Here is a 25,743-nt window from a genome sequence, read left to right on the forward strand (position 1 = left end):
TTTCGCGAAACCCTGCACCATCCACGGGGTGCAGCGGGCGGATTCTGCCCGCACCGGACGTGCGCTCGTAACGCTTTGACTCAAAAGGTGTTTGGACCAGTTAACGAAATCTCGCCGCAATTGCGAAGGGCATGCTAGGCAGGGCTGCAATCTGGGCCGCTTCGGGGGTGAGTCTGCGATGGTTCGTGCAGTAAAGAGCGGCGAGACGGGGCCGCTTCGCGTCGGCGTGGTCGGCGTGGGTATCATGGGGGCGAATCACGCCCGCGTCTTTTCCGGCCTGCCGGATGTGATTCTGGTCGGGGTGGCCGATCCGAGCGCGCAGCAGCGCGAACTCGTCACCCGCATTCTTGGTGTACCCGCGGTCGATGATATCGACGATCTGCTGGGGCCGGGTCTCGATGCGGTGACGATTGCCGCGCCCACACATCTGCATCATGAACTCGCGCTGAAATGCATCGAGCGCGGCATTCATATCCTGATCGAAAAGCCGATCGCCTCCAACGTCGACGAGGGACGCGAGATCATCGCCGCAGCAAAGCGGCGCGGCGTGAAGCTGATGATCGGCCATGTCGAACGTTTCAATCCGGCGGTGCAGGCGATCAAGGACGCGATCCGCGACGAGGACATTCTCTCGATCGCGATTACCCGGGTCGGTCCGTTTCCGCCGCGCATGTCGAATGTCGGCGTGGTGATCGATCTCGCGGTCCACGACATCGACCTGATCCGCTGGTTCACCGATTCCGAAATCGTGGAAGTGCAGCCGCAATTGTCGAGCGCGATGGCCGAGCGCGAGGACATCGCATTGCTGCAATTTCGCACCGCTTCCGGTGTGCTCGCCCATATCAACACCAACTGGCTGACACCGTTCAAGGCGCGCACCGTCCACGTCGCGACCCGCCGCAAGTACCTGATCGGCGATCTGCTCACCCGCCAGGTGACCGAATGTTTCGGGTTTCAGCCGGACGGCAGCTATTCGATGCGGCATCTGTCGGTCGGGCATGCGGAACCGTTGCGCGCGGAATTGCAGGCCTTTGTGAGCGCGGTGCGCGATAACAACGCGCCGCCGGTCAGTGGCGAAGAGGGCGTGGAAAGCCTCGACGTTGCAATGCGCTGCCTCGAGAATCGTCAGCCGGCCAAGGTGACCTCACGCCGTCCCGAGCCGCGCCGCGCCGCCGGTTGAACCTACATTTTCGCCACGAGCAGAAAGCTCCTGACCGCACGATGAACCAGCACGCCCGCGTCGAAGTGACACCCATTCCCTTCATTGACGTTGCCGCGCAGCGCCGACGGCTTGGCAAGGCGATCGACGATGCGACCGCGCGCGTCCTCAATCACTGCCAGTTTCTGATGGGGCCGGAGGTCCTGGCATTCGAGGCCGAACTCGCGGCGTTTTGCGGTGCCAAGCATGCGCTTTCCTGTTCGAGCGGGACGGACGCGCTGGTGATGATCCTGATGGCGAAGGGGGTTGGGCGCGGTGACGCGGTGTTCTGTCCGACCTTCACCTTCTGCGCGACTGCCGAAAGCGCGGCGCTGGTCGGCGCGACCCCGGTTTTCGTCGATGTCGATGCCGACACCTTCAATATCGACGCCGCGAGCCTGAAGTCCGCGGTCGAAACCGCCAGGGCCATGGGACTGAGACCGAAGGCGGTGATCCCGGTTGATCTGTTCGGTCTGCCGGCGGACCATGATGCGGTCGGCGAGGTCGCCGACGCGGAGAAGCTGTTCATCCTCGACGACGCCGCGCAGGGCTTTGGGGGCACGTACAAGGGGCGCGACATAGGCACCTTCGGTCATGCCACCGCGACCAGCTTTTTTCCCGCCAAGCCGCTCGGCTGTTATGGCGACGGCGGTGCGGTGCTCACCGACGACGACGAATTGCTCGCGATCCTGAAAAGTGTGCGCGTTCATGGTGGGGGTTCGGACAAATACGACAACGTGCGGCTGGGTCTGACGGCCCGCCTCGATACCATCCAGGCAGCGGTGCTGATCGAGAAGCTGAAAATCTTCCGCGACGAGATCGCGGCCCGCAACCGGGTTGCCGCGCGCTATTCGCGGATGCTGAGCGACGTTGCCGCCGTGCCGGTCGTGCCGGTTGGCCACGAATCGGTGTGGGCGCAGTACACGATCCGACTGGCGGCTGGAAAGCGCGACGGACTGGCGCGCGCCCTGCAGGCCGAGGGCATCCCAACCGCGATCTATTACGCCAAGCCGCTCCACCAGCAGACCGCCTACCGCGATTTCCCGGTGGCCGAGACCGGGCTGCCGGTGAGCGAGCGGCTCTCGGGCGAAGTGATCAGCCTGCCGATGCATGCCTATCTCGACGAGCCGACGCAGGACCGGATCGTGGATGCAGTGAAGCGAGCATTGCGCTAAGGCTTGAACCGCCTCTAGGCTCCGCTCATTCCCGCGAAGTCCCCGCCTTCGCGGGGACGAGCGGAAAGAATGGTTTTCCGATCGTGATCGGACGCATTTTCACCGTCGGTGGTTTTACGCTGCTGTCGCGCATCACCGGGTTCGCGCGCGACATCATGCTGGCGGCGATCCTGGGAGCCGGGCCGATCGCGGATGCGTTTTTTGTCGCGCTGCGGCTGCCGAACCATTTTCGCGCAATCTTCGCCGAGGGTGCATTCAACGCAGCGTTCATTCCTGCCTATGCGCGAATTCGTACACAGGACGGTCCGGACCCCGCCAAGCTGTTCGCCGACCGCGTTTTCACCATGATGGTGGCGGTCCAGCTTGTGCTGCTCGTGGTTGCGCTGGCCTTCACTTCGGATGTGATCTCGTTGCTGGCGCCGGGCTTCAGCGACGATCCGCACCGCTTCGCGCTGGCGACCGAACTGACCCGCATCACCTTCCCGTATCTCCTGCTGGTGTCGCTGGTGACGCTTTATGGCGGCATCCTCAATTCGATCCATCACTTTGCGACCCCGGCCGCGGCGCCGATTCTGCTCAATCTGTCGATGATGGCGACGCTGGCGCTCGCCGCGTTCTTCCCGACCGCCGGTCACGCCGCCGCCTGGGGTGTGTTCATTGCCGGCATTCTCGAATTGCTGCTGGTGATGGGCGACGCCGGCCGCGCCCATGTGCTGGCGCGCTTCAGGTGGCCGAGGCTCGATCAGGATGTGCGCAAATTCTTCCGCGCGCTCGGTCCGGCCACCGTCGGCTCCGCCGGCGTGCAGCTTGCGATGTTCGCTGACACCATCATCGCAAGTTTCCTCGCCGCCGGTGCGATCTCCGCGCTCTATTATGCCGACCGGATCAACCAGTTGCCGATCGGCGTGATCGGCATTGCAATCGGCACCGTCCTGCTGCCGGAAATGTCGCGGCGGCTTGCAGCGGGGGACGAGCCGGGCGCGCGTCATGCGCAGAACCGCGCGATCGAGCTCACTCTGCTGCTCACCATCCCGTGTCTGGTCGCATTTCTCCTGATCCCCGATCTCATCATGCGCGCACTGTTCCTGCGCGGGAAATTCACCGCAGACGACGCGCTGGCAGCCGGGGCAACGCTTGCGGCCTATGCGATCGGGCTGATTCCATATGTACTGATCCGCTCCCTGACCGCGCCATTCTTCGCCCGCGGCGATACCGCGACCCCGGTCAAGGCGTCGCTGATTGCGGTCGCGATCAACATCCTGATCAAGATCGCCCTGATGGGTCCGCTGGCGCAGGTCGGCCTTGCCATCGCGACCGCCATCGGGGCCTGGGTGAATCTGGGGCTCGTGGCCTGGTTCGCCTCTCGCGCCGGCATTGCCGGGGTGGATGGCCGTTTGAAGCGGTCGATCCTGCTCCTGACCGCGATCGGATGCGTGTTCGGGATCGCACTTTTCCTGTCGCAGCGGATTGTGGCCGCCCTCTACCGCGACTTGCCGGCGTTCCGCGACGAGGCCACGCTGGCCACGCTCGCCGTGTTCGGCGGCATTCTCTATGGGGCGCTGGTGCTGCTGTTGCTCGGGCGCAACTGGTTCCGGGCTTTTCGGGGCAGCCCTCAGCCGCCGGCGGCGCTCCCAAAATCGGATTAACCACCTGTATCCGTTCAGTATTCGTCGGCGCAACAATAACAGGCAGGCGCCGCCATGATGTTTGAAGTCCAAACCCGGCGTTCCTATCTGATGTGTGGGGACTGAGCCGACTCTTGAGCCTTGAATGATTAGACCAAAGTATCGTCCGCTTGGCGGCGTCGCGCTTGCATTTGCGGGCGCCTTGCTTGCGAGTTGCGGCCAGAATCCACCCCAGCAGCAAGCGGCCCCGCCACCACCCGCGGTCACCGTGGCTGCACCGATCGAACGCACCATCACCGATCACGACGAATATGTCGGTCGCTTCGTGGCCGTTGACTCGGTCGAGATTCGTGCGCGGGTCTCGGGCTATCTGGACAAGATCGACTTCAAGGACGGCCAGATGGTGAAGGAGGGCGACCTGCTCTTCACCATCGACAAACGCCCGTTCCAGACCGCGCTCGATCAGGCCAAAGCGACGCTGGAGAAGTCCCGCGCCGAACTCGCATTCGCGCAGGGCGATCTCGACCGCGCCGCGCAGCTGGTCAAGGACAAGACGATCACGCAGCAGACCTTCGATCAGCGCACGCAGGTGAAGCGGGTCGCGGAAGCAAACGTCTCCGCTCAGGAAGCCGCGGTCCGGCAGGCCGAGCTCGATCTGCAATTCACCGATCTGCGCGCGCCGGTCTCCGGGCGCATCGGCGACCGCCGCGTGTCGGTCGGCAACCTCGTCACCGGCGGCGCCGGCGGCACGACCACCCTGCTCGCGACCATCGTCTCCACCGATCCGATCCGTTTCGAGTTCACCTTCGACGAGGCGTCCTACCTGCGATACGAGCGCCTTGCGGCCGACGGCAATGTGAATGCGAAGAAGGACGAAATCGCTGCGCGCGGCGGGTCGTCGGTTGTGCGGCTCAAGCTGATCGACGAGAAGGATTTCGTTCATGTCGGCCGCATGGACTTCGTCGACAATGTGATCGACCGCTCGACCGGCACCATTCGCGGACGCGCGGTGTTTGCCAATGCGCAAGGACTGTTCACGCCCGGCATGTTCGCGCGGGTTCAGGTGCCGGGCTCGGCGCCGTATACGTCGCTGCTGATCCCGGACGCCGCGATCGGCAGCGAGCAGGCCCGCAAGTTCGTCTATGTCGTGCGCCCCGATGACACGGTCGCGCAGAAATACGTGGAACTTGGTGCGCTTTCCGACGGCGACCGGGTGATCAAGAGCGGCGTCGAGCCGACCGAACGCGTCATTGTGGAGGGCCTGATGCGCGCGAGACCGGGCATCAAGGTCACGCCGCAGGTTGCCCCCGCGCCGGCGCCCGCCTCGGCATCCGCCGCCGGACAGGCGCGGAAATAGCCTCATGAAGATTTCCCATTTCTTCATCGACCGGCCGATCTTCGCTGCGGTTCTTTCGACGGTGTTCATCATCCTCGGCGGGGTCGCGTTCCTGCGGCTGCCGATCGCGCAATATCCGGAAATCGCTCCGCCGGTGATCAACATCACCGGGCAATATCCCGGCGCCAGCGCCGAGGTCGTCGCGGACACCGTCGCGGCTCCGATCGAGCAGCAGGTCAACGGCGTCGAGGGGATGCTGTATATCTCCTCCAACTCGACCGCCGACGGCCGGTTCTCGATTTCCGTGACGTTCGACCTCGGTGTCAATCTCGATATCGCGCAGGTCCAGGTCCAGAACCGCGTCTCGACGGCGACACCGCGGCTGCCGCAGGCGGTGCAGCAGATCGGCGTCAAGGTCGAAAAGAGCTCGCCCGACATCCTGATGGTGGTGAATCTGTTCTCGCCGGACCAGTCGCGCGACCCGGTATTCCTGACCAATTACGCCAATCTCTACGTCAAGGATGTACTGACCCGGCTCGACGGTGTCGGCTCCATCACGGTGTTCGGCGCCCGCGATTTCGCGATGCAGATCTGGCTCGATCCGAACCGGCTGCAATCGCTCAATCTGACCGCGCAGGACGTCACCGCCGCGTTGCAGGGCCAGAATATCCAGGTCGCATCGGGCGTGCTCAATCAGCCTCCGGTCGCAAACCAGCTGGCCTTCCAGGTGGCGGTGCGCACGCTCGGCCGCCTGTCCGATCCGGCTGAATTCTCCAATATCGTCATCAAGCAAACGCCGACCGCAGTCGTGCGGATCAAGGATGTGGCGCGGGTCGAACTGACCGGCCAGGACTATTCCTCGTCCTCCTATCTGGGGCGGAGCCCGTCGGTCGCGCTCGCGGTGTTCCAGCGGCCGGGATCGAACGCGCTCTCGACCGGCACGTCGATCCGCAACACCACCGCGGAGCTTGCCAAGAATTTCCCGGAGGGGATGCAATACACCATCATCTACGACCCGACGCAGTTCATCCAGCAGTCGGTCGACGCGGTGATCGAGACCATCTTCGAGGCGGTGGTCCTCGTCATCCTCGTCATTCTGCTGTTCCTGCAGACCTGGCGGGCGGCGGTGATTCCGATCGTGGCGATCCCGATCTCGCTCATCGGCACTTTCTTCATGATGAGCGTGTTCGGCTTTTCGCTCAACAACCTGTCGCTGTTCGGGCTCGTGCTTGCGATCGGTATCGTGGTCGATGATGCGATCGTCGTGGTGGAGAATGTCGAGCGCAATATCGAGCGCGGCCTGGCGCCCCGCGACGCCGCCATCCGCTCGATGGACGAGGTCGGCGGCGCGCTGATCGCGATCGCGCTCGTGCTCTGCTCTGTGTTCATCCCCGCCGCCTTCATCACCGGGATCGCCGGTCAGTTCTACCGGCAATTTGCCCTGACCATCGCCAGCGCGACCGCGATCTCGCTGATCGTGTCGCTGACATTGTCGCCGGCGATGTGCGCGCTGCTGCTGAAGCCGCACAAGGAGCACCATCAGGAGCGGTGGTGGGAGAAGCCCTTCGGGGCGTTTTTCCGGCTGTTCAACCGCGGCTTCAACTGGCTGTCGTCCCGCTATGGCTGGCTGGCGGGACGCACGGTCCGGCTGACGGGGTTGATGCTGGCGGTCTACGCCGTGATCATCGGGGTCGGGTTGAACGAGTTCCGCAAGGCTCCGCAAGGGTTCATTCCGCAACAGGATCGCGGCTACCTCATCGTCGTGGCGCAATTGCCGCCGGGCGCGTCGCTCGAACGCACCGACAAGGTAATGAAGCGCGCAACCGAATTGGCGCTCGAGACGCCGGGCGTTCTCAACGCCATCAATATCGTGGGCTTCTCCGGCGCGACCTTTACCAACGCACCGAATGCCGGAGCGATCTTCCTCATTCTCGACTCGTTCGACAAGCGGGCAAAGGATCCGGCTCAGTCGGTCGGCGCGATCCAGCGCACATTGTTCGGGAAGTATGCCGGAATTCAGGAAGCCCTGATGCTGGTGGTGCAGCCGCCGCCGGTGCAGGGCATCGGCAATGCCGGCGGCTTCCGCATGATGGTGGAGGATCGTGCCGGCCGCGGACCGCAGGCCCTGCAGGAGGCGGTCGGTGCGATGATGGGTCGCGCTGCCACGACCCCCGGCCTGATGCAGGTATTCTCGCTGTTCGAAGTGTCGACGCCGCAGCTCTATCTCGACATCGACCGCACCAAGGCGCAACTCCTCGGCATCAACCTGCCGGACGTTTTCGCCGCGTTGCAGGTCAATATCGGCTCCCTTTACGTCAACGACTTCAACCTGTTCGGCCGCACCTTCCGGGTCCAGGCGCAGGCGGCGGCGCCCTATCGGCTGGAACCACGGGACATCCTCAATCTGCGGGTACGCAACGCGGATGGCGATACGGTGCCGATCGGCTCATTCACGACGATCCGCGACATCACCGGCCCGTATCGGGTGCCGCGCTACAACCTCTATCCCGCGGCCGAACTCGACGGCGCAGCCGCGCCCGGATTTTCGCAGGGACAGGCGATCCAGATCATGCAGAAGCTTGCGGCGGAAGTCCTGCCGGCGGGCTTTGCCTATGAATGGACGACGCTTGCGTTCCAGCAGATCCGCGCCGGCGATACCGCGATCTTCGCCTTCCTCCTCGCGGTGGTGTTCGTGTTCCTCGTGCTCGCGGCGCAGTACGAAAGCCTGACTTTGCCGCTGGCGGTGATCATGATCGTGCCGATGTGTCTGATCGCGTCGATCACCGGAGTCGTCTGGGCCGGACAGGACAGCAACATTCTGACTCAAGTCGGGTTCATCGTGCTGATAGGCCTCGCGGCGAAAAACGCGATTCTGATCGTGGAATTCGCCAAGCAGCTCGAAGATCAGGGGCGGGATCGCTGGCGTGCTGCGTCGGAAGCAGCGGAATTGCGTCTGCGTCCGATCCTGATGACGTCGCTCGCCTTCACGCTGGGCGTGGTTCCGCTTGCGATCGCTACCGGTGCTGGCGCGGAACTGCGCCAGGCGCTGGGCGTCGCGGTCGTGTCCGGCATGATCGGGGTCACGATTTTCGGGTTGCTGTTCACACCGGCTTTCTACGTGATGGTGCGCTGGATCGAGGACCGCTTCGCGCGGCGCAAGATGCATCCTGAGACTTCGGACCGGGCCGCTGAACAGCAAAGCTGACGGATCGCTGCGATGAAATTCGGAGTCGGACAGGCGCTGGTCCGCAAGGAGGACGATCCGCTGATCCGCGGGGCCGGGCGCTATGTCGCGGACTTTGCGCCGGCGCAATGCGGCCATGCCGTGGTGTTGCGCTCCCCGCACGCGCATGCCCGCTTCCGGATCGTCGACGCCGCGCGGGCTGGTGCCATGCCCGGAATCCGCACGCTTCTGACCGGCGCCGATACCAGGCATCTTGGCCTGATGCCTTGCGTCGTCGGCGTGCCGGGGCAGGAGATGATCGTCCCGCCCTGTCCGGTGCTGGCTCTGGATGAGGTCCATCACGTCGGGGACGCAGTGGCGTTCGTGGTCGCGGATACGCCCGATCAGGCGCGCGATGCGGCCGAAGCGATCGAGATCGACTGGGAGCCGCTGCCGCATGTGGTCGGGGCGGCGGCTGCGCTTGCCGACGGCGCGCCGCAGGTCTGGCCGGACCGCCCGGGAAATCTCGCCTTCGAAGTCAGTTTCGGCGACCGGGTTAGGACCGAATCTGTGTTCGCGACGGCCGCCCGGGTGGTGAGCGTGAAGCTGGTCAACCAGCGCCTCGTCACCAATTACATCGATACCCGCGGGGTGATTTCGCAATACGATCCCGCGCGCGATCATTACACGCTGACGCTCGGCAGCCAGGGCAGCCACGCCATCCGTGACATCATCGGCGTGCAAGTGATGGGTCTTGCGCCGGAACAGATGCGGGTGATCACTCCCGATGTCGGCGGCGGCTTCGGTACCAAGCTGTTCGCCTATCGCGAATATGCACTCGCCGCGGTTGCGGCGAAGGCGACGGGCAGGCCGGTGAAATGGGTCGCCGACCGCACCGAGCATTTTCTCGGCGATACCCAGGGCCGCGACAACATCACCACCGCGCGCCTGGCGCTCGACGGCGCCGGCCGCTTTCTCGCGCTCGATGTCGACACCATCGCCGACATGGGCGCGTATCTGTCGACCTATGCGCCGTACATCCCTTATATCGGCGCCGCGATGCTGCCGGGGGTCTACGACATTTCGGTGTGCTACATTCGCGTGCGTGCCGCCTTCACCAATACGGTGCCCGTGGACGCCTATCGCGGGGCTGGGCGCCCTGAAGCCTCCTACGTGATCGAGCGGCTGGTCGATGCCGCAGCGCGCGAGACCGGCCTGGCGCCCGAAGAAATGCGGCGGCGCAACTTCATCCGGCCCGAGCAGATGCCGTACGCCACCGCGACCGGCAAGACCTACGATACCGGCGAGTTCGACGGCCAGATGTCGCGCGCGCTTGCACTCGCGGAGTTCGCTGGCTTCGAGGCCCGCGCGTCTGCGGCCGGCAAGCGCGGGGTCCTGCGCGGGTTCGGGATCGGAACCTACATCGAGGCCTGCGGCGGCAACGGGCCGGATACGGCGACCATCTCACTCGAAAAGGACGGGACGATCCGTCTGCATGTTGGCACCCAGACCACGGGGCAGGGGCATGACACGTCGTTCTCGCAGATCGTGGCCGATCACCTGTCCGTACCGCCGGACCAGGTCCGCATGCTGCAGGGTGATACCCATCACATCGCAACCGGGACCGGGACCGGCGGATCGAGCTCGATTCCCGCCGGCGGCAATTCAGTCGCCATGGCGGCGGCAAAGCTCGCCGACCAACTGAAGGACGTCGCCGCCGACGCCCTCGAAGCCGCGCCGCGTGACCTTGAGTTTTCAGATGGTGCAATTCGGGTCGCCGGAACCGATCGCATGATCTCGCTCGTCGCACTTGCAGCCCATCCCAGGGCGACGCCGGACAAGCTGCGGGCGGCCGATGCCTTCGTTCCCAAGGCGCCAACCTATCCGAACGGTACCCATGTTGCCGAAGTCGAGATCGACGAGGACACCGGACGTCTCGACATCGTGAACTACGTCATTGTCGATGATTTCGGCGTCTCGCTGAACCCGATGCTGCTGGAGGGGCAGGTTCACGGCGGAGCGGTGCAGGGAATTGGCCAGGCGCTGATGGAGCACACCGTCTACGACGAGGATTCAGGTCAGCTCGTGACCGGGAGTTTGATGGACTACGCGCTGCCGCGGGCGCAGGAGATGCCCGATTTCACATTCGAGACCCGGAATGTTCCGTGCAAGGCCAACCCGCTCGGCGTGAAGGGGGCTGGCGAGGCTGGCGCCATCGGGTCTTGCCCTGCCGTGATGAATGCGGTGATCGACGCACTCTGGCGTGGCTATCGCGTCGAGCATCTCGACATGCCGGCGACGTCCGAGCGAATATGGCGCGCGATGCGGCAGTCGAAGGACGAAACGGTCACCTAGTTCGCATGGGGGATCGGATCACGGTTTAGTGATTGCTGGGGGGAATAGCCGTCGCGTCACTTTTTAGGAATAACAATCTGCCGTCCGGGTTTGCCGGTTCGCCTTCCGAGACTGTCCTTCCTTCCGAAAAACGGGGAGTTCCCAATGATCGTTCGCACCGCCGTCTGTGCCGCCCTCGCAATTGCTCTCGGCGCCAGCGCCGTCATTGCCCAGTCCAAGGCTATCGCCGAGCGCAAAGAGATCATGAAGGGCGTCGGCGCGGCGGCGAAGACCGGTGCTGCGATGGTGCGTGGCTCGGCCCCCTACGACAACGCCAAGGCGGTTCAGGTGTTTGTCGTCTATGCCAACGCCGCCGAAAAGATGCCGGCTTTGTTCCCGGACGATTCCAAGACCGGCGGTGAGACCACGGCGTCGCCGAAAATCTGGTCCGACATGGAGGGTTTCAAGGCGGCGATGGCGAAGTGGGGCGCCGCTTCGAAAGCGGCCCAGACCTCGGTCAAGGACCTCGACAGTTTCAAGGCGGCGTTCAGCGCCATGGGCAAGGATAACTGCGGCACCTGCCATGAGATGTTTCGTATCTCAAAGAATTAGGTTTCGCGGTCGGGTGACCAATGGGGCGGCCATCCACCGGATGTGCCGCCCCGCACTTTTCCGAGCCGGCCTGACCGAATAGTATCGGTCTGGACAATGGGGAGTGATGCATGCTGCGCAAGCTGATCCTTCTGGCGATCGTTGCGGGCGTCGTCGGCCTCGCGGCGTTCTGGTTCGTCACCATCCCCGCCACAGTGCCGGCGACCGCGCTCGCCGCGCATCAGCCCAACCTCGAAAACGGCAAGACCATGTTCTACGCCGGTGGCTGCGCATCCTGCCACGCGACCGAGGGACAGCCCGACAAGCTCAAGCTGGGCGGCGGGCATCCGCTGCATTCGCCATTTGGAACCTTCTACGCGCCGAACATTTCACAGGACCCCAAGATGGGCATCGGCGCCTGGACCGAGCATCAGTTCGTCAACGCCATGCTCAAGGGGACCGCGCCGAACGGCTCGCACTATTTTCCGGCCTTTCCGTTCACCTCCTATCGGCTGATGTCGGTCGCAGACGTGCGCGATCTGCACGCCTTCATGAAGACACTGCCGGCCGTGCAGGATGCTTCGAAGGCCCATGACGTGCCGTTCCCATTCAGCATTCGCCGGCCTCTGGGCGGATGGAAGCTGCTGTTTTTCGATGATTCGTCATTCAAGCCCGACCCGAGCAAATCCGCGGAATGGAATCGCGGCGCCTATCTCGTGAACGGTCCGGGCCACTGCGCCGAATGCCATTCGCCGCGCAATCTGCTGGGGGGCATCCTTTCGGGACAGAAATTCGCAGGCGGCCCCAATCCTGAGGGCAAGGGCTGGGTTCCGAACATTACGCAGACGGGGCTGAAGGACTGGACGCAGGACGACATCGAGTATCTGCTTGATTCGGGCATGACGCCTTCGGGTGACTCGGTCGGCTCCAATATGGGGCCGGTGATCCGCAATACTTCGCAACTCTCCAAGGAGGACCGGGCGGCGATGGCGATCTATCTCAAGTCGCTGCCGCCGGTGGAGGGGCCCAAGCGTCCCGCCAAGTAGGATTGCGCCGCATCCTTGGCATGCGGCGCAGCCCCTTGCGGGCAGCCGGTTCATCGGCGACAGGAGGGGAGGGACCTGAGCGTCCGTGCCGGACGCGCCCTCGGCGTCTTCCCCTCAATGAATGTCACCAAGGCGATTCTTTTCACGCTGATCTCGTCGCTGATGTTTGCGGCGATGTCGGTGCTTGTGCGTTTTGCGGGCGAAACCGCGCCGGTCGGGCAGGTTGTATTCTTCCGCGCCGCGTTCGGGATCGTGCCGATCACGCTGCTCGTGCTGGTCCGGGGCGAATTGATGCAGATGCTCCGCACCAAACGCGTGCTCGGCCATGCCGGGCGCGGCCTGTTCAGCGTGGGCGGCATGTTCCTGAACTTCGCCTCACTGGCGCGGCTGCCGGTGGTCGACGCCACAGCCTTTTCGTTCGCCTCGCCGCTGGCCACCGTGGTGCTGTCGGCAATCTTCCTGAAGGAGCGCGTGCGCATCTATCGCTGGTCTGCGGTGATCCTCGGTTTCGTGGGCGTGCTGGTGATGCTGTGGCCGCATTTCGATCCGTCGCGCTACGGGGGATTTGCGACCACGGCGACCGCGATTGGGGCGATCTGCGGTCTCTCGGGCGCCATCATCAACGCGGGCGCGGTGATCCAGACGCGGCGGCTGACCGATACCGAGACGACATCGTCAATTGTGTTCTATTTTTCGCTGTTCTGTGCGCTTGCCGGGCTGGCGACGCTTCCTTTCGGCTGGATCATGCCGTCGCCGATGCAGCTTGCGGCGCTGATCGCGACCGGCCTGATCGGCGGGCTGTCACATATCTTCCTGACCGAGAGCTACCGCAACGCGCCGCAATCGGTGGTGGCGCCATTCACCTATTCGACGATGCTGTGGGCGCTGATGTTCGGATTTCTGGTCTTTGGCGAAATACCGCTGCCGATCGTGTTCGTCGGGGCGAGCATCATCGCGACCGCCGGCCTGATCGTGGTGTTCCGTGAGCGGCAGCTTGGCAAGCGCGACATCGACACCGCCCCGCCGGCGCCGTGAGGGCTGCCTCCGTTCAAAACGCCTTGAAGGTTATTATCGTCAGCGTGTCCTGAATGCCCGGGATGACCTGCACCTTCTCGTTGACGAAATGCCCAATATCGACAGACGGATCGACATAGAATTTCACCAGCAGGTCGTAATGACCCGCCGTTGAATAGACTTCGGAAGCGATCTCGGCGTCGGCAATCGCATCGGCCACCTGGTACGATTTGCCCATATGGCATTTGATCTGGACGAAGAAGGGAACCATTCGGGCCTCCGCGCGGGGTGGGCGCCAATCCAGCAAAAAGCCCTTTGCTTGGCAAGCCGGGTCCGGTTCATGCCGGAGTGCTTCCGTCCCAGTCCTCCGTGGGGAAGGGAAAGCGCCTGCTTCACGGCCTTTTTCCGAACAGCGCCTCCTCGACAAGGCCGCAAATCACATGCGCGGCCACGATGTGAATCTGCTGGATCAAGGGCGTCTGACGCGATGGCGCCGCGATCATCAGCTCGCAGCGCTCGCTGAGACCGCTTTGGCCTTCGCCGCCGAAGCCCACGCTGCGCAAGCCGAGTTCTCTGGCGGTATCGATGGCACGCAGGATGTTGGGGGAGCGCCCCGACGTGGAGATGCCGACGAACACATCTCCCGGGCGGCCGAGACCGCGGACCTGTCTTTCGAACACATGTTCGTAGCCGTAGTCATTGCCGATCGCGGTCAGGACCGAGGTATCGACGGTCAGCGCCAGAGCCGCCAGCGGAGCGCGGTCGAAATTGAGCCGCGACACGAACTCGCCGGCGATATGCTGGGCATCGGCAGCACTGCCGCCGTTGCCCGCAAACATGATCTTGCCGCCGTTCTTCAGGCTCTCGGTCATCACCTCTGCGACCTGCCGGAGGCTGATGCGGAAACTGTTCGACGCCGCCGCCGCCTGCAGGACCTGAACCGACGCCGACAGATGCCGGTCGAGGAGGTCGTGAGTCTCAGGGTCCGGCATCCGCGTGCAGCCTCCGTCCCGCAGCCTGGCGCGCGAGCCTTCCGCGTGGTGGGGTCCATGCATATCCATTCCGGCTTCGGCCATCAAATCGAACGTTCGCCGACCTCCGATCGAACCGGAAGTCAGAGATCGGTTGCCCCAGTTCAGGAGACTTGGAGCCGGACCTGCGAGAGTCCCTGGGCACGCCGAAAGGGAGCGGACGGCTGGTTCACGCCGCCGCCGAATCCGCCTGTCCCGCTCCCGGCCGCATCAGCGTCGCCGCGGGCCGCGACACGGTCATCTCCCCGCGCCTGAACACCATCAGCGGTTGCGCAAGCTCGGCGATGGCGGAGGCGCCGTCCGCGCAATCCATCACCACGATGTCCGCCGGGTTGCCGGCTGCAATCCCGTAATCGCGCAGGTTCATCAGCCGTGCCGGCCGATCGGTCACGAGCGACAGGCACAGTTCCATGTCGGCCGGCCGCCCGCCGATCTGCACCACATTGGCGTAGAGATTGGCCATCCGCACCAGCGAGCAGTCCCCGAACGGCGTAAAAGGGTTCAGCACGTTGTTGGTCGAGATCGAGCAGTTGACGCCGCGCTCGACCAGGCGATGCACCGGCGTCACCCCGCGCGGTACGTTGCCGTCATAATCCCGGCCGATCAGGAACAGGTCCGTTGACGGCAGCGTGGTGACCGCGACGCCGGAATCGGCAAGCCGCTTCGCCAGCACATCGAGATCGGCGGACGGCATGGCGGAGAATTTCGTGACATGCCCGATCGTCACCCGCCCGCCCCAGCCGGTCTCGTCGGCAAGCCGGCAGACCTCCAGCGCATCGAGATGCGTGGTATCGAGCCCGAAATCGAGATGGAAATCGATATCGATGCCGAACCGCTGCGCCAGCGCGAAGATGCGTGCGATCTGGCCGTGCGAGTTCTTGTCCATATAGGGCGCGCCGCCGACCACATTGCCGCCCGCCTCGAGCGCCGCGACCATGACATCCTCGCAGCCGGGATCGTCGAGCAGGCCCTCCTGCGGAAACACGCAAAGCTGCAGGTCGATCGCCCAGGCATAGTCCTTCTTCAGCCGCAGCAGCGCGTGCACGCTGGTCAGCCCGACCCGCGGATCGACCTCCACATGGGTGCGCATGCGCGTGGTGCCATTCTTGATCGCCTTTTCCAGCGTCCGGCTGGCGCGCTCGTAGACGTCGTCATGGCTGAAGCCGCGCTTGGCTGCGGCTACCGCAACCACGGCCTCGTCCAGCGTACCCTTCTCGCATTGGCAGCGGCCGAGCAGGCAGGACTTGTCGAGATGGATATGCGTTTCGATGAAGCCTGGAACCACCAGCCGGCCATCGAGGCATTTTTCCGGGGCGCCCTTCGGCAGTTCCGGCGCGACTGCCGCGATCCGCCCCTTGCTGATGCCGATATCGGCGGTTCGGTCTGCGCTGCCGGCGATGCGCGCGTCGCGCAGGATCAGATCGAAATCCACAAATGCACTCCATTTCCTGGGTGAGCATGATCTGTTCCGGAACCATGCTGCTCACGCGACGGATTTTTCCTTGGCGCCGAGATAGGCCGCTTCCAGCGCCGGATCGGCGGCAAGCTCGGCCGCCGCGCCTTCGCGGACGAAGCGGCCCTGCTCGAGCACGTAGCCGCGGTCGGCGACGGTCAGCGCCAGCGCGGCCATCTGGTCGACCAGCAGAATGGTGACGCCCTCGTCACGCAATTCGGCGAGAATGTCGAACAGCTCGTTGATCATCGCGGGCGCGAGGCCGAGCGACGGTTCGTCCAGCATCAGAAGCTGCGGATGCGCCATCAGGCCACGCGCGATCGCCAGCATCTGCTGTTCGCCGCCCGAGAGCAGCCCGGCGCGGCTGGTCAGCCGCTCGCGCAGGCGTGGAAATCGCTTGAGCAGTGCTTCGATCTCGCGGTCGAGATCGGCGTCCTTGCGCGAGAATGCGCCAAGCACGAGATTGTCACGCACATCGAGCTCGCCGAACACCTGGCGGCCCTCGGGCACCAGCGCCAGTCCCGAGCGCGCGATCCGGTAAGCCTCCAGCGCCGCGACCTGCCTGTTGTCGAGCACGATGTTGCCGGCGACCGGCCGAAGCAGGCCGCACAGCGCGCGCATGATGGTCGACTTGCCGGCGCCGTTGGCGCCGAGCATCGCCACCATTTCGCCGGGCCGCACGTCGAAAGAGAGGGCCTGCAGCACCGGCGCCGCGCCATAGCCCGCGGTCAGCTTGACCACCGACAGGATGGAATCGGCCGGCGGCTCGAATGCCTCCTTGCGCGGCCGCTCACGCATGCCGCCGCCACCGAGATAGGCTTTCAGCACAGCCGGATTGTGCCGCACTTCGAGCGGCGTGCCCTGCGCGATCACCGCCCCGGCGTCGAGCACGACCACATGATCCGAAATGCCCATGACCAGGGTCATGTCGTGCTCGACCAGGATCACGGCGATGCCGAGATCGGCGATCTGGCGCAGAAGCGCGCTGAGGCCATCCTTGTCGGAGCGCATCAGGCCGGCCGCCGGCTCATCGAGCAGCAGCACGTCGGGACGTGACGCCAGCGCGCGCGCGATCTCGACCAGCCTGCGGTCGACATGCGGCAGGTCGCCGGCCGGCGTCGCCACCGGCCCGGCATAGCCGACGAAAGAAAGCAGCGCTTCGGCCACCGCGCGATCCTGTGGATTCTCCGCGTCCGACAAGGGCGCTCCCAGGACGCCGCGCCGGAGCGCGATCAGGACATTGTCGAGAACGTTGAGCGTCGTGAACAGCTTGGTGGTCTGATAGGTGCGTGAAATGCCGGCGCGCGCGATCTTCCAGGCGGGGGCGCCGGACAGATCCTGGTCGCCGAGCATCACCGAACCGGTATCGGCGCGATAGAAGCCGCCGACGATGTTCAGCACCGTCGTCTTGCCGGCGCCATTCGGACCGATGACGCTTGTCACCTTCCCGGGTTTGGCGTCGAAGCTCACGCCGGTTGCGGCGCGAATGCCGCCGAAGGAAATGCCGACGTCGCGCGCGATCAGGTCGCGCGGCGATGCGGGTTTGAGGAAAGCTTTCACGTCGAAACCGCCGGCCGCAGCCGGCCGCGGATCGATGCGCCGCCACAGCTTGGCGAGCGAGCCCAGCACGCCTTCCGGCGCCAGCCACAGCACCACGAGCAGCAGGCTGCCGAAAAACAGCAGCCGGTATTCGGCAAGCCAGGACAGCATCTCCGGCAGCACTACGCTGACGACCGCGCCGATCACCGGCGCCAGCGTCCAGCCCGCGCCGCCGACGATCACCGCGAGCAGGAACAGGATCGATTGCGAGAACGGGAAATTGGAGGGCGCAACGAACATCAGGAGCGGCGCGAACATGGCGCCCGCAAGCCCGGTCAGTACCGCCGATAGCGCGAAGGCGGCGGTCTTCACGATGACCGGGTTGAGGCCGATGGAGCGCGCGGCGACTTCAGCGTCGCGCACCGCGACCATGCCCTTGCCCCAGCTGCTGTTGGCCAGCCGGTGGAAGAAATAGAGCGCAAGTCCGGCGCAGCCGACCGCCATCAGGGCGACGTCGCGTTCGCTGAATGTGAGCCCGCCGACCGACGGGGGTGGAATCCCCATGAGGCCGTTCTGGCCTCCGGTGAGGTCGCGCCATTCGATGGTGCCGTGTTCGACGATAAACGCGAAGGCGATGGTGACCATAGCGAGATACGGCCCGGTGACGCGCAAGGCCGGCAGCGCCAGCAGCGCGCCGACCACGCCCGCCAGCGCGCCCGCAATGGGGAAGGCCAGCCAGAAGCTGACACCCTTCAGGGTCAGGATCGCTGCGGTATAGGCGCCGATCGCATAGAACCCGACATGGCCGAGCGATATCTGGCCGGTCAGCCCGAGCAGGATATTCAGTCCCACGCCGGTAATGGTGGTGAGCGCGACCAGTGCCAGCACGAAATGCCAGTAGCCTTCGGTCGCTACCCCGAATGCGATGCCCGCAGCCGTGACGGCGAGAATGGCAAGCGGCGTACCGATGGCGCGCAGGGTCTCGACCATCGGCTCAGACCTTGTTCACGGCCGGGCGGCCCAGCAGGCCGTTCGGCATGATGGTAAGCGCGAGGATGATCACCGAGAAAACCACGATCTGGGTGTAGGTCGAACCGAGATAGGCGGTGACCAGCGCCTCGATCAGGCCATAGGCGAGGCCGGCCAGCACCACGCCCCAGGCCGAGGTGATGCCGCCCAGGATCGCGACCGCGAAAGCCTTGATCCCGAACAGCATGCCCATCTCGGAATGCACGCTGAACAGTGGCGCGATGAGCAGACCGGCGACGCCAGCGAGCATGGTGGAGATCGCGAAGGACGCGGCCACGATCATGCGCACATTGATGCCCATCAGCCGCGCGGCATCCGGGTTCTGCACCACCGCCAGCAAAGCCTTGCCGTAGCGGGTGCGGTGGGTGACCAGATGAAACAGAAGCGCTGCCGCGATCCCAACCACGGGAATGATCAGCTGGAGCGGATAGACGCCCGCGCCGAAAATCTCGACCGGCTTCTGCGCAAGGAAGGACGGGAAGCTGCGCGGTTCCTTGCCGAACGTGAAGAGCACGACATTGTCGAGCACGATGCCGCCGGCGACCGTCGCCATCAGCCATGCATTGGAGCCACGCTCGGCGAACGGACGCACCAGCGTGCGCTCGACCAGGAGCCCGAACAGGCCGCACAGGAGCAGCGACGCGACCACCGCCAGCGGTATCGGCCAGCCCAAGGTGATGCCGAAAGTATAGCCCAGCACCGCGCCCAGCATCATCGCCGAGCCCTGTGCGAAATTCACGGTGTGAGAGACGATATAGGTGACGTGAAAACCGAGCGCGATCAGTCCGTACATGGAGCCAAGCCCGATGCCGGAAATGATCGCGGAGGTGATCAGCATGAGGATAGCGGCTCCGTCATCTCGAGGACATCCTGGTTGTCGTCCCCGCACGGGCGGGGACCCATATTCCAGAGCCGTGGATATGGGTCCCCGCTTTCGCGGGGACGACTCCAGAGCAAGATTTTCAGTTCGTCAGCGGAAGGATTTCACCGTCCTTGTTGAAATAGGTGAAAAGATAATCGTCAGATCCGAGCGCGTCATGCTGGGTCGCGGTGAACGGCTTCTTGTAGTTCTTGATCAGGCCGTCATAGCCGTCGATCGCGTAGAAGCCCTGACGGACCTTCGGGCCTTCGGTCGATCCGGCTTTCGCGATCGCCAGCGCGGTGAGGTGCATCGCATCATAGGCGTTGGCGATGCCGACCGCCGGAGTCACGTCGGCGAGCGACTTGATCTCGGGGAATTTCTTCTTCAGCGCCGCCAGCACCGCTTCGCCCTTCGGCGGCAGCTTGCCGGAAAAGCTGTAGGTCTGGATGAAATGCACCTTCGGCGCGCTTGCGCCAGCGAGTTCGGCGAACCGTCCGCCGGCCGGGCCCCAATGCGAGACGATCGGCACGTTCCAGCCCATGCGGTCCAGCGACTTCACCACCTGCGCGGATGGCGCGACATTGGCGACGAGATAGAGCACGTCGGCACCGGCTTGCTTCAGGCGGGTGAGCTGCGGCACCACGTCGACGTCGTTGGTCTCGAATTTCTCGATGCCGGCATATTCCATCTTCTTGTCGGCGAGCGCGGCCTTCAGGCCCTTCTCGTTCGACTCGCCCCAGGGATTGTTGATCAGGATCATGCCGGGCTTCTTGGCGGCGTATTTCTTGATCGAATAATCGACCAGCGCCTTGTCGACGATTTCGTCCACCGCCGAGACCCGGAACACGTAATTCTCGGCCGCGCCGTTCTTGGTGATCGGCGTGCCTGCCGCCCACACGCCCATGAACGGGACCTTGGCCTGGTTGGCGAAGGGCACGATCGCGAGCGACACCGGCGTATCGACGCCGCCGAACAGGGCCGCGACCTTTTCACGCTGCACCAGCTCGCGTGCAGCGACCACGCCCTTGGCGGGATTGCTCTCGTCATCGCGCGAGACCAGTTCCAGCTTCTTGCCAAGCACGCCGCCCTTGGCGTTGATTTCGTCGATCGCGAGCGTCAGGCCGCGCGTGATGGCCTCTCCGGATTTGGCGGACTGGCCGGACATGGCCGCAACCAGCCCGACCTTGATGGTTTGCTGGGCCACAGCCGGTGAGAGCATGACCAGCGCCAAGGCGCTGGCGAGAACGAGCCGTCGGTTGATGGGAAGCGGCAGACGGGACATCATGGCATACCTCTCCGGTCGGTGAACAACTGGGGTCTGCTGACGCAAGCCGCATGCCAAAGCGCATGCACTGAAATTGCAGAAGAATCCGCTGCCTTTTGGCTCCACCGCACATCTAATGGGCAACGAGCCCCGGATTCAGGCAAAATCGTATGCGATATTGTATACGAATAATGGCCGGCATTGCATCCAATCTGTGGCAGGGATTATGCAGGGGATCGTCACCCGGCTTACGGGTCGACGCGATGAGGGATGCACCATGTCACCAGCCACCGCCCAGATCCTTTCCGCCACCGACGAGACTGCCGAAGCCGCAGCCATCGTCGAGCGCTATCTGATCGCCTCGATGGTTCCGGATCCGGAGACGGCGGCGCGCTACATCGCCGACGATCTCGCCATTACGTTTACCGGCGGGCGCAAGTACAAGCATCCGCGCGAGACGACGGCGTTCAATGCGGGGCGCTACAAATGGGTGAAGAAGAAAATGGAGCGCACCGACGTGGTGCCGGGACGGGGCGAGACCATCGTCTACAACCTTGGCACGCTTTTTGGCGAATGGCCGGACGGCACAGTGTTCGAGGGCAATCGCTATGTCGACCGGTTTGTGGTCCGCGGCGGCAAGATCGTGCAGATGGATGTCTGGAACGACTCAGCCGAGCGCATCCTGACGGCAAGAGGGATCGTGGCGTAGCGCATCGAATGACGGCGGAGCGATCAACGCCGCGCGCCGTTCCGTCCCTTCTCGTTCTCAGCGTTGACGTAGCCTGCGAGAATATCCTTGATGTCCTTGCCCTTGTTGGGCCGAGACACGATCAGTGCGCGGCTGGCGACAGCTTCAAGATGCTGATCCATGACCGCGACCGCGCGCGTCGCGTCACCCTCGACCAATGCCTCGATGATCTCGCGATGCTCGCTGACCGCACATTCCGACGAATGCGGCCGGCTGTAGAGCGCGAGGATCAAACCGCAGCGTGACGAGGTTTCGCTGACATAATGTTCAAGGACGGCGCTGCCGGTCATCTCCGCCAGCACGATATGGAACTCGGTCGCAAGCCGGATGGACAGTGGCTCGTCGCGGCCGCGCGCCCGCTCTTCCTCGTCCACATGGTTCCTGAGCTGCTCGATCTGCGGGCGCGTGAGCTGGCCGGCCAGCCGCTGCATGACCAGGCGCTCCATCGCGATGCGCGCGTCGAAAATGTCACGCGCCTGATCCCAGCTCGGAGTGGCGACCGCAGCACCGCGATTGCGACGAAGCTCGACCAGTCCTTCCGCGGCGAGCTGGCCGAGCGCATGGCGCACGATGGTGCGGCTGGCGCCGAAGCGTTCGCCGATGGCGTCTTCCGGGAGCTTGGCTCCCGGCTCCAGGGCCTGTTCGATGATGGCCCGCCGCAATGCGCGGTAGATGGTGCCGACGCGATCGGTGTCGGATGCCTTGCCGGGTTTGCTCCGTTTCGACATGGGATTGCGGCGCGGACGGGCCATGATGCCATCCCGTAGCGGCCGTGGCGGCATCGGTCAATTGGCTGAAACGCACGGCACGAATGGGCCGATCTTGGCTTCGTTTCGTAATCCCTTTAAAACCTAGCGCTCGGATGCATCATCCAGCGCGGTTCGGAAGAAATATGTCAGCAAGATTCTCTCGGCTTTTTCAAGCGGTTTTCGGAACAGCCAACGGCGGGACTTGATCTTGATGGATTATTGGATGCTGATTTGTGAGGCGCTGCGGAATACGGATGCGTCGAGCCTTGCGGAGCGACGACGGGTTTACCGCAGAGCCAAACAGGGATTCAAGGAATGGGAGCGCAGCCAGGGGTTTGATGCCGAGCAGATCGAAGCCGAATGGAGAATGCTGGTTTATTCGATCCGCATCCTGGAAAACGATATCGCGGAGGGTGTCGATATTCTGGACGAGAACTACCATCCGCAACAAATCGTCGATCGTCGGAGTGCAATCTCTCAGAGACATGCTCGCCTGGCGAGCAAGCGCTCGGATGATGCGATCTAGGCGAAATACCCCCAAAGAGGAATATCGTTCTGCAGCGAATAGCGATTTCAGCGCAAATTTGGCCGAGCTTCCAACCGCCGCCGGGATGAATGTTCAGTGGCAGGGTCACGTCAGCGCATGTCTGAGTAACCTGCACGCTGAGGTTCAAATTGGAACGGTTGATGCCGGGCATGCCGGCCGGTGCAGTCCAATCAGCCCTCGGTGATGGGAGAGCTATTAGGTGTCATCCTGAACCTGTTGCGGCTCCATCTTACGCTCAATCATGATGTCAAAAAATCGTACAGCAACATTTGTGGCGACCACAGCGCGAATCTCGATTTCCTGGTCGAACCCATGGGGAATATCGAAATCCATAACATAGCTTTGCTCACGGCCGAAGATCCGCGCCGCGCCGGAGGTCTGCACTTCCGCCAGCCTCACTGTTCCCGCCACGACCTCCAAAATTCCGTCGATTCTTCCCTTGAAAATTCCGCTTCCATCAAGCCGCAATCTTGCGCTCGCCCTGTAGGTGCCGGCAGAGAGGCGAATATAGGGCCCGTAGAACGCAGTCATCCGCTCGCGGCGAGGCGACACCACGATCGCGTCTCCAATCCGTCGGCTGCCCGGAGACAGGCGCAGCTTTTTGGTCTGATCGCCGAGGCTGGCATCGTGTTGGTCACGAAGAACCCTTTCCCAGGCAGGACGGGGCGTCTCGGCCGACTTTCCCAGAAAGAATACGCCCGGCCATGTCATTTCGTCTCCGGCTGATTCGGAGAACACCCCCGGCGTCTGCGGTGGGCCGAAGAGACCGAGGTCGTGACCGCAAAGCGTCATGTCGACCCCGTCCATCCAATCAAAGGATGTTCCGCGGAGAATCCGTCCAACAAGCCCATCATCGCCGGCGAGATTTACATCCACGAGGTTCTGATTAGAGCTTGCCCGACCCAGCGGGATATGGGCGCTAAAGGCGACGGTCCCGCCCACCGCGAGCTTCGGGTCAAGCTGCGACAGGATGTTCGCGAATTTGTCCGGTCCCCCCACAAGCGCTGACGCGTGCGGAAGCACAATCGCGTCATAACAACCATTTGGCAGGCGGTCGAAGTCCGCTCGTGACAGCTGCTCGACCCCACGCGTTTCTTCAAGCATGTCTCCGATAAAGTAAGTCGAGGGCCGCCCCGCGTTCATGGCAGGCTTGAGGAGTAGATTGACGTCAAGCAGGTCGATGCCTCCGAAACGACGTACGAGCTTGTTGATGAGGTCTTCCTGAAGCTCGCAAACAGCCAGAACGTTCCGGATCGGACGGGAACGATCGATCCGGTCCAGCCCGTAGAGGAAATGCGCGCGCTCCCAGATCCATGGATTGCGGGAACCCGGCGCATCGAGCGGTTCCTCGTCGGTAAAGCCGGGAACGAAACTGAGCCAACGGGGGTCATGCCAGTCCGCTGAGGCCGCCAGTCCGGAGAGCGGCCGGTCGGCGACGCCGCGCCGTGCATCGTTGATGAGCCCCCCACCGTCGGGAACCGATGACGCCGAAAGCACCTTTCGAATGAAGGTCTCAGAACTGCCTGCCAATTCGGCGCGTTGGGAATTGGTTGGCGGCTCGAAGGACAGGAGCGCAAGCAGGCCTGGCCCATTGACGCGTATCCTCGCCGCGAGCGATTCAGAGGCTTCAGTTCCGGATTCGATGTCGGCAAGAATGGCCCGGAGTTCGCGCAGTTCGACTTGGCTGACGGGTTTGGCGCGGCCAAGTCTCACCGTGAGTTGCTGAACCAGACCGCCTGCCGCAACCGGCTTCTCGGGGCTCGGAGGAACTTGCCGGCCTCGCTCACGGCTGGGACGTGCCGCTGTGCCTCCTTGCTCCTGTTGGTTCGCCAGAATCCTGTTTTGCGCCGTCAATGCATTGACCTGCTCCTGCAGGTTGAGAAACTTCTGCTTCAAGGCTTCATGCCCGGCCACACGCTCGGCCCAGGTCTGGGCCTGCGCTGACTGCCAGACCATGTCCTGATATTGCGCGAAGGCACGATCCGCACTGAAGATGCCCCATAGGGCACCGCCGGAGAAATCGAGCGTACTTGCCTCGAGTTCGCTGGCCAAAATCCGAGCCGGAATGTCCGCGTTCAGGGCATGGTTCGCGAGCAACTGAAAAATCAGATCGTCACCAGCCTTCGTGTCCAGACGAGGTGCCGCAGGCATCTGCCCATCACCCAGTCTTAAACCCAGTGTCTCGAAAAGCTGCCTGGGATGGCGAACGATTGTGAAAGGGCTGACGATCGTCGTGATCCGTCTGTGACGGCGCGACAGGCGCAGTATCTCTTGCGCTCTGCCCTTCCAGTCGCGCAACGCAGTCCCCGGCGGCGTCCCCTGCGCCATGGCAATGCAAAGCGCCGAGACCGGCGGCGGACACAAAAACAAAAGCCGCATGTTGTTGTCGGCCACCCGCAAAGACGCTTCCACGTCCGAAAGGTGGGTGAGTTCCGTCAACGTCGATGCGGGTGTCGCTCTGCCAAGCAGTTCCCGCAAGAATTTCAGGGTGGCTGAGCAGTCGTGAGTTCGCTCATGCCAGAGGATCACGGAATGCACGGCAAGCGAAACGGTCCCCCGGCCGCCAATTGGCAGTTGAGAGCATCAGAGTTCACGCCAGCCTCCTCTTCGAGATAACGCAAGATCGTCGATCTCACACGCAACAGCCAGCCTTCTTCCGGGCTGGTAATTTGCAATGATTGAAATTTCAGCACAGGACTTGATGTCAGTCCATACCATCCTCGGTCGGCCATCCACCAGCTTTCAGGCCAACCCCCGCCCGTTGCGAAACGGGCATACCTCCGTGTCCCCTTGGCCAAGGTTCGGCGCACGACCAGGGCCTGCAAGCCAACGGCATCGTCGAGTGGTTGCACCGCACACTTCCGCGCCGAGGGACGACGCACTGGTTCGAGACAACCGCGGAGATGCAGGACGTTCTCGATACATACATGGAAATATGATCAGCGCGGTTCGCACCAGGGCCGCGGCATGGAGGGCCGCGGCAACAGCCTTCGTCGAAGGTCTGCTCAAAACCCAACAGCGAAAGGAGGAGAAGCAACC

Annotated in this window: 19 protein-coding genes; 11 read left to right on the forward strand and 8 right to left on the reverse strand. The window is 63.7% G+C overall.

Annotated elements, in window-relative coordinates:
- The first annotated feature begins 178 nt into the window (after positions 1 to 178).
- From AB7F49_RS02660 to AB7F49_RS02700, 9 genes are all read left to right on the forward strand, one after another.
- Positions 179 to 1,180: a Gfo/Idh/MocA family protein gene (locus AB7F49_RS02660; protein WP_428520038.1), complete on the forward strand. Its 1,002-nt coding sequence runs from the start codon at positions 179 to 181 to the stop codon at positions 1,178 to 1,180.
- 41 nt (positions 1,181 to 1,221) lie between these two features.
- Positions 1,222 to 2,373: a DegT/DnrJ/EryC1/StrS family aminotransferase gene (locus tag AB7F49_RS02665; protein ID WP_428520040.1), complete on the forward strand. Its 1,152-nt coding sequence runs from the start codon at positions 1,222 to 1,224 to the stop codon at positions 2,371 to 2,373.
- Between the two features lie 83 nt (positions 2,374 to 2,456).
- Complete coding sequence (murJ, locus tag AB7F49_RS02670; protein WP_428520042.1) at positions 2,457 to 4,019, forward strand: murein biosynthesis integral membrane protein MurJ; 1,563 nt, start codon at positions 2,457 to 2,459, stop codon at positions 4,017 to 4,019.
- A gap of 124 nt (positions 4,020 to 4,143) precedes the next feature.
- A complete protein-coding gene (locus AB7F49_RS02675) occupies positions 4,144 to 5,355 on the forward strand; it encodes an efflux RND transporter periplasmic adaptor subunit (RefSeq protein ID WP_428520044.1) in 1,212 nt (403 codons plus the stop codon).
- A 4-nt stretch (positions 5,356 to 5,359) separates the two neighbouring features.
- Positions 5,360 to 8,539, forward strand: coding sequence for an efflux RND transporter permease subunit (locus tag AB7F49_RS02680; RefSeq protein WP_428520046.1), 3,180 nt, complete (start codon positions 5,360 to 5,362; stop codon positions 8,537 to 8,539).
- A 12-nt stretch (positions 8,540 to 8,551) separates the two neighbouring features.
- On the forward strand, positions 8,552 to 10,852 hold the full coding sequence (locus AB7F49_RS02685; RefSeq protein WP_428520048.1) for a xanthine dehydrogenase family protein molybdopterin-binding subunit: 2,301 nt from the start codon (positions 8,552 to 8,554) through the stop codon (positions 10,850 to 10,852).
- Between the two features lie 144 nt (positions 10,853 to 10,996).
- Positions 10,997 to 11,443, forward strand: coding sequence for a c-type cytochrome (locus tag AB7F49_RS02690; protein WP_428520050.1), 447 nt, complete (start codon positions 10,997 to 10,999; stop codon positions 11,441 to 11,443).
- A 110-nt stretch (positions 11,444 to 11,553) separates the two neighbouring features.
- Positions 11,554 to 12,468, forward strand: a complete 915-nt coding sequence (locus tag AB7F49_RS02695; RefSeq protein ID WP_428520052.1) for a c-type cytochrome — start codon at positions 11,554 to 11,556, stop codon at positions 12,466 to 12,468.
- 117 nt (positions 12,469 to 12,585) lie between these two features.
- Positions 12,586 to 13,503 (forward strand): DMT family transporter, encoded by a 918-nt coding sequence (locus tag AB7F49_RS02700; RefSeq protein ID WP_428520054.1) that lies wholly within the window; start codon positions 12,586 to 12,588, stop codon positions 13,501 to 13,503.
- A 13-nt stretch (positions 13,504 to 13,516) separates the two neighbouring features.
- On the opposite strand, the gene AB7F49_RS02705 is transcribed toward AB7F49_RS02700, so the two are convergent.
- From AB7F49_RS02705 to AB7F49_RS02730, 6 genes are all read right to left on the reverse strand, one after another.
- Positions 13,517 to 13,753, reverse strand: coding sequence for an Lrp/AsnC ligand binding domain-containing protein (locus AB7F49_RS02705; RefSeq protein WP_428520056.1), 237 nt, complete (start codon positions 13,751 to 13,753; stop codon positions 13,517 to 13,519).
- Positions 13,754 to 13,874: 121 nt separating this feature from the next.
- Positions 13,875 to 14,474: a D-sedoheptulose 7-phosphate isomerase gene (locus tag AB7F49_RS02710; protein WP_428520058.1), complete on the reverse strand. Its 600-nt coding sequence runs from the start codon at positions 14,472 to 14,474 to the stop codon at positions 13,875 to 13,877.
- 208 nt (positions 14,475 to 14,682) lie between these two features.
- Positions 14,683 to 15,945 carry an amidohydrolase family protein gene (locus AB7F49_RS02715; protein WP_428520060.1) on the reverse strand — a complete coding sequence of 421 codons (1,263 nt, stop codon included), beginning with the start codon at positions 15,943 to 15,945 and terminating at the stop codon, positions 14,683 to 14,685.
- Positions 15,946 to 15,996: 51 nt separating this feature from the next.
- Complete coding sequence (locus tag AB7F49_RS02720; RefSeq protein WP_428520061.1) at positions 15,997 to 18,495, reverse strand: ATP-binding cassette domain-containing protein; 2,499 nt, start codon at positions 18,493 to 18,495, stop codon at positions 15,997 to 15,999.
- A gap of 4 nt (positions 18,496 to 18,499) precedes the next feature.
- The gene (locus AB7F49_RS02725) at positions 18,500 to 19,372 is read right to left on the reverse strand and encodes a branched-chain amino acid ABC transporter permease (protein WP_428520063.1); all 873 of its coding nucleotides are present in this window, start codon (positions 19,370 to 19,372) and stop codon (positions 18,500 to 18,502) included.
- 124 nt (positions 19,373 to 19,496) lie between these two features.
- Positions 19,497 to 20,681, reverse strand: coding sequence for an ABC transporter substrate-binding protein (locus AB7F49_RS02730; RefSeq protein ID WP_428520065.1), 1,185 nt, complete (start codon positions 20,679 to 20,681; stop codon positions 19,497 to 19,499).
- 256 nt (positions 20,682 to 20,937) lie between these two features.
- On the opposite strand from AB7F49_RS02730, the gene AB7F49_RS02735 reads away from it, so the two are divergent.
- Positions 20,938 to 21,369 carry a nuclear transport factor 2 family protein gene (locus AB7F49_RS02735; RefSeq protein ID WP_428520067.1) on the forward strand — a complete coding sequence of 144 codons (432 nt, stop codon included), beginning with the start codon at positions 20,938 to 20,940 and terminating at the stop codon, positions 21,367 to 21,369.
- 23 nt (positions 21,370 to 21,392) lie between these two features.
- On the opposite strand, the gene AB7F49_RS02740 is transcribed toward AB7F49_RS02735, so the two are convergent.
- Positions 21,393 to 22,136: a GntR family transcriptional regulator gene (locus tag AB7F49_RS02740; protein ID WP_428520210.1), complete on the reverse strand. Its 744-nt coding sequence runs from the start codon at positions 22,134 to 22,136 to the stop codon at positions 21,393 to 21,395.
- 232 nt (positions 22,137 to 22,368) lie between these two features.
- On the opposite strand from AB7F49_RS02740, the gene AB7F49_RS02745 reads away from it, so the two are divergent.
- Positions 22,369 to 22,683, forward strand: a complete 315-nt coding sequence (locus tag AB7F49_RS02745) for a hypothetical protein (RefSeq protein ID WP_428520068.1) — start codon at positions 22,369 to 22,371, stop codon at positions 22,681 to 22,683.
- Between the two features lie 216 nt (positions 22,684 to 22,899).
- Here the strand turns inward: AB7F49_RS02745 and AB7F49_RS02750 are convergent, their stop codons facing one another.
- A complete protein-coding gene (locus tag AB7F49_RS02750; RefSeq protein ID WP_428520070.1) occupies positions 22,900 to 25,143 on the reverse strand; it encodes a hypothetical protein in 2,244 nt (747 codons plus the stop codon).
- Positions 25,144 to 25,743 lie beyond the last annotated feature (600 nt).

It is taken from the genome of Pseudorhodoplanes sp. (assembly GCF_050250235.1).
Taxonomy (GTDB): Bacteria; Pseudomonadota; Alphaproteobacteria; order Rhizobiales; family Xanthobacteraceae; genus Pseudorhodoplanes.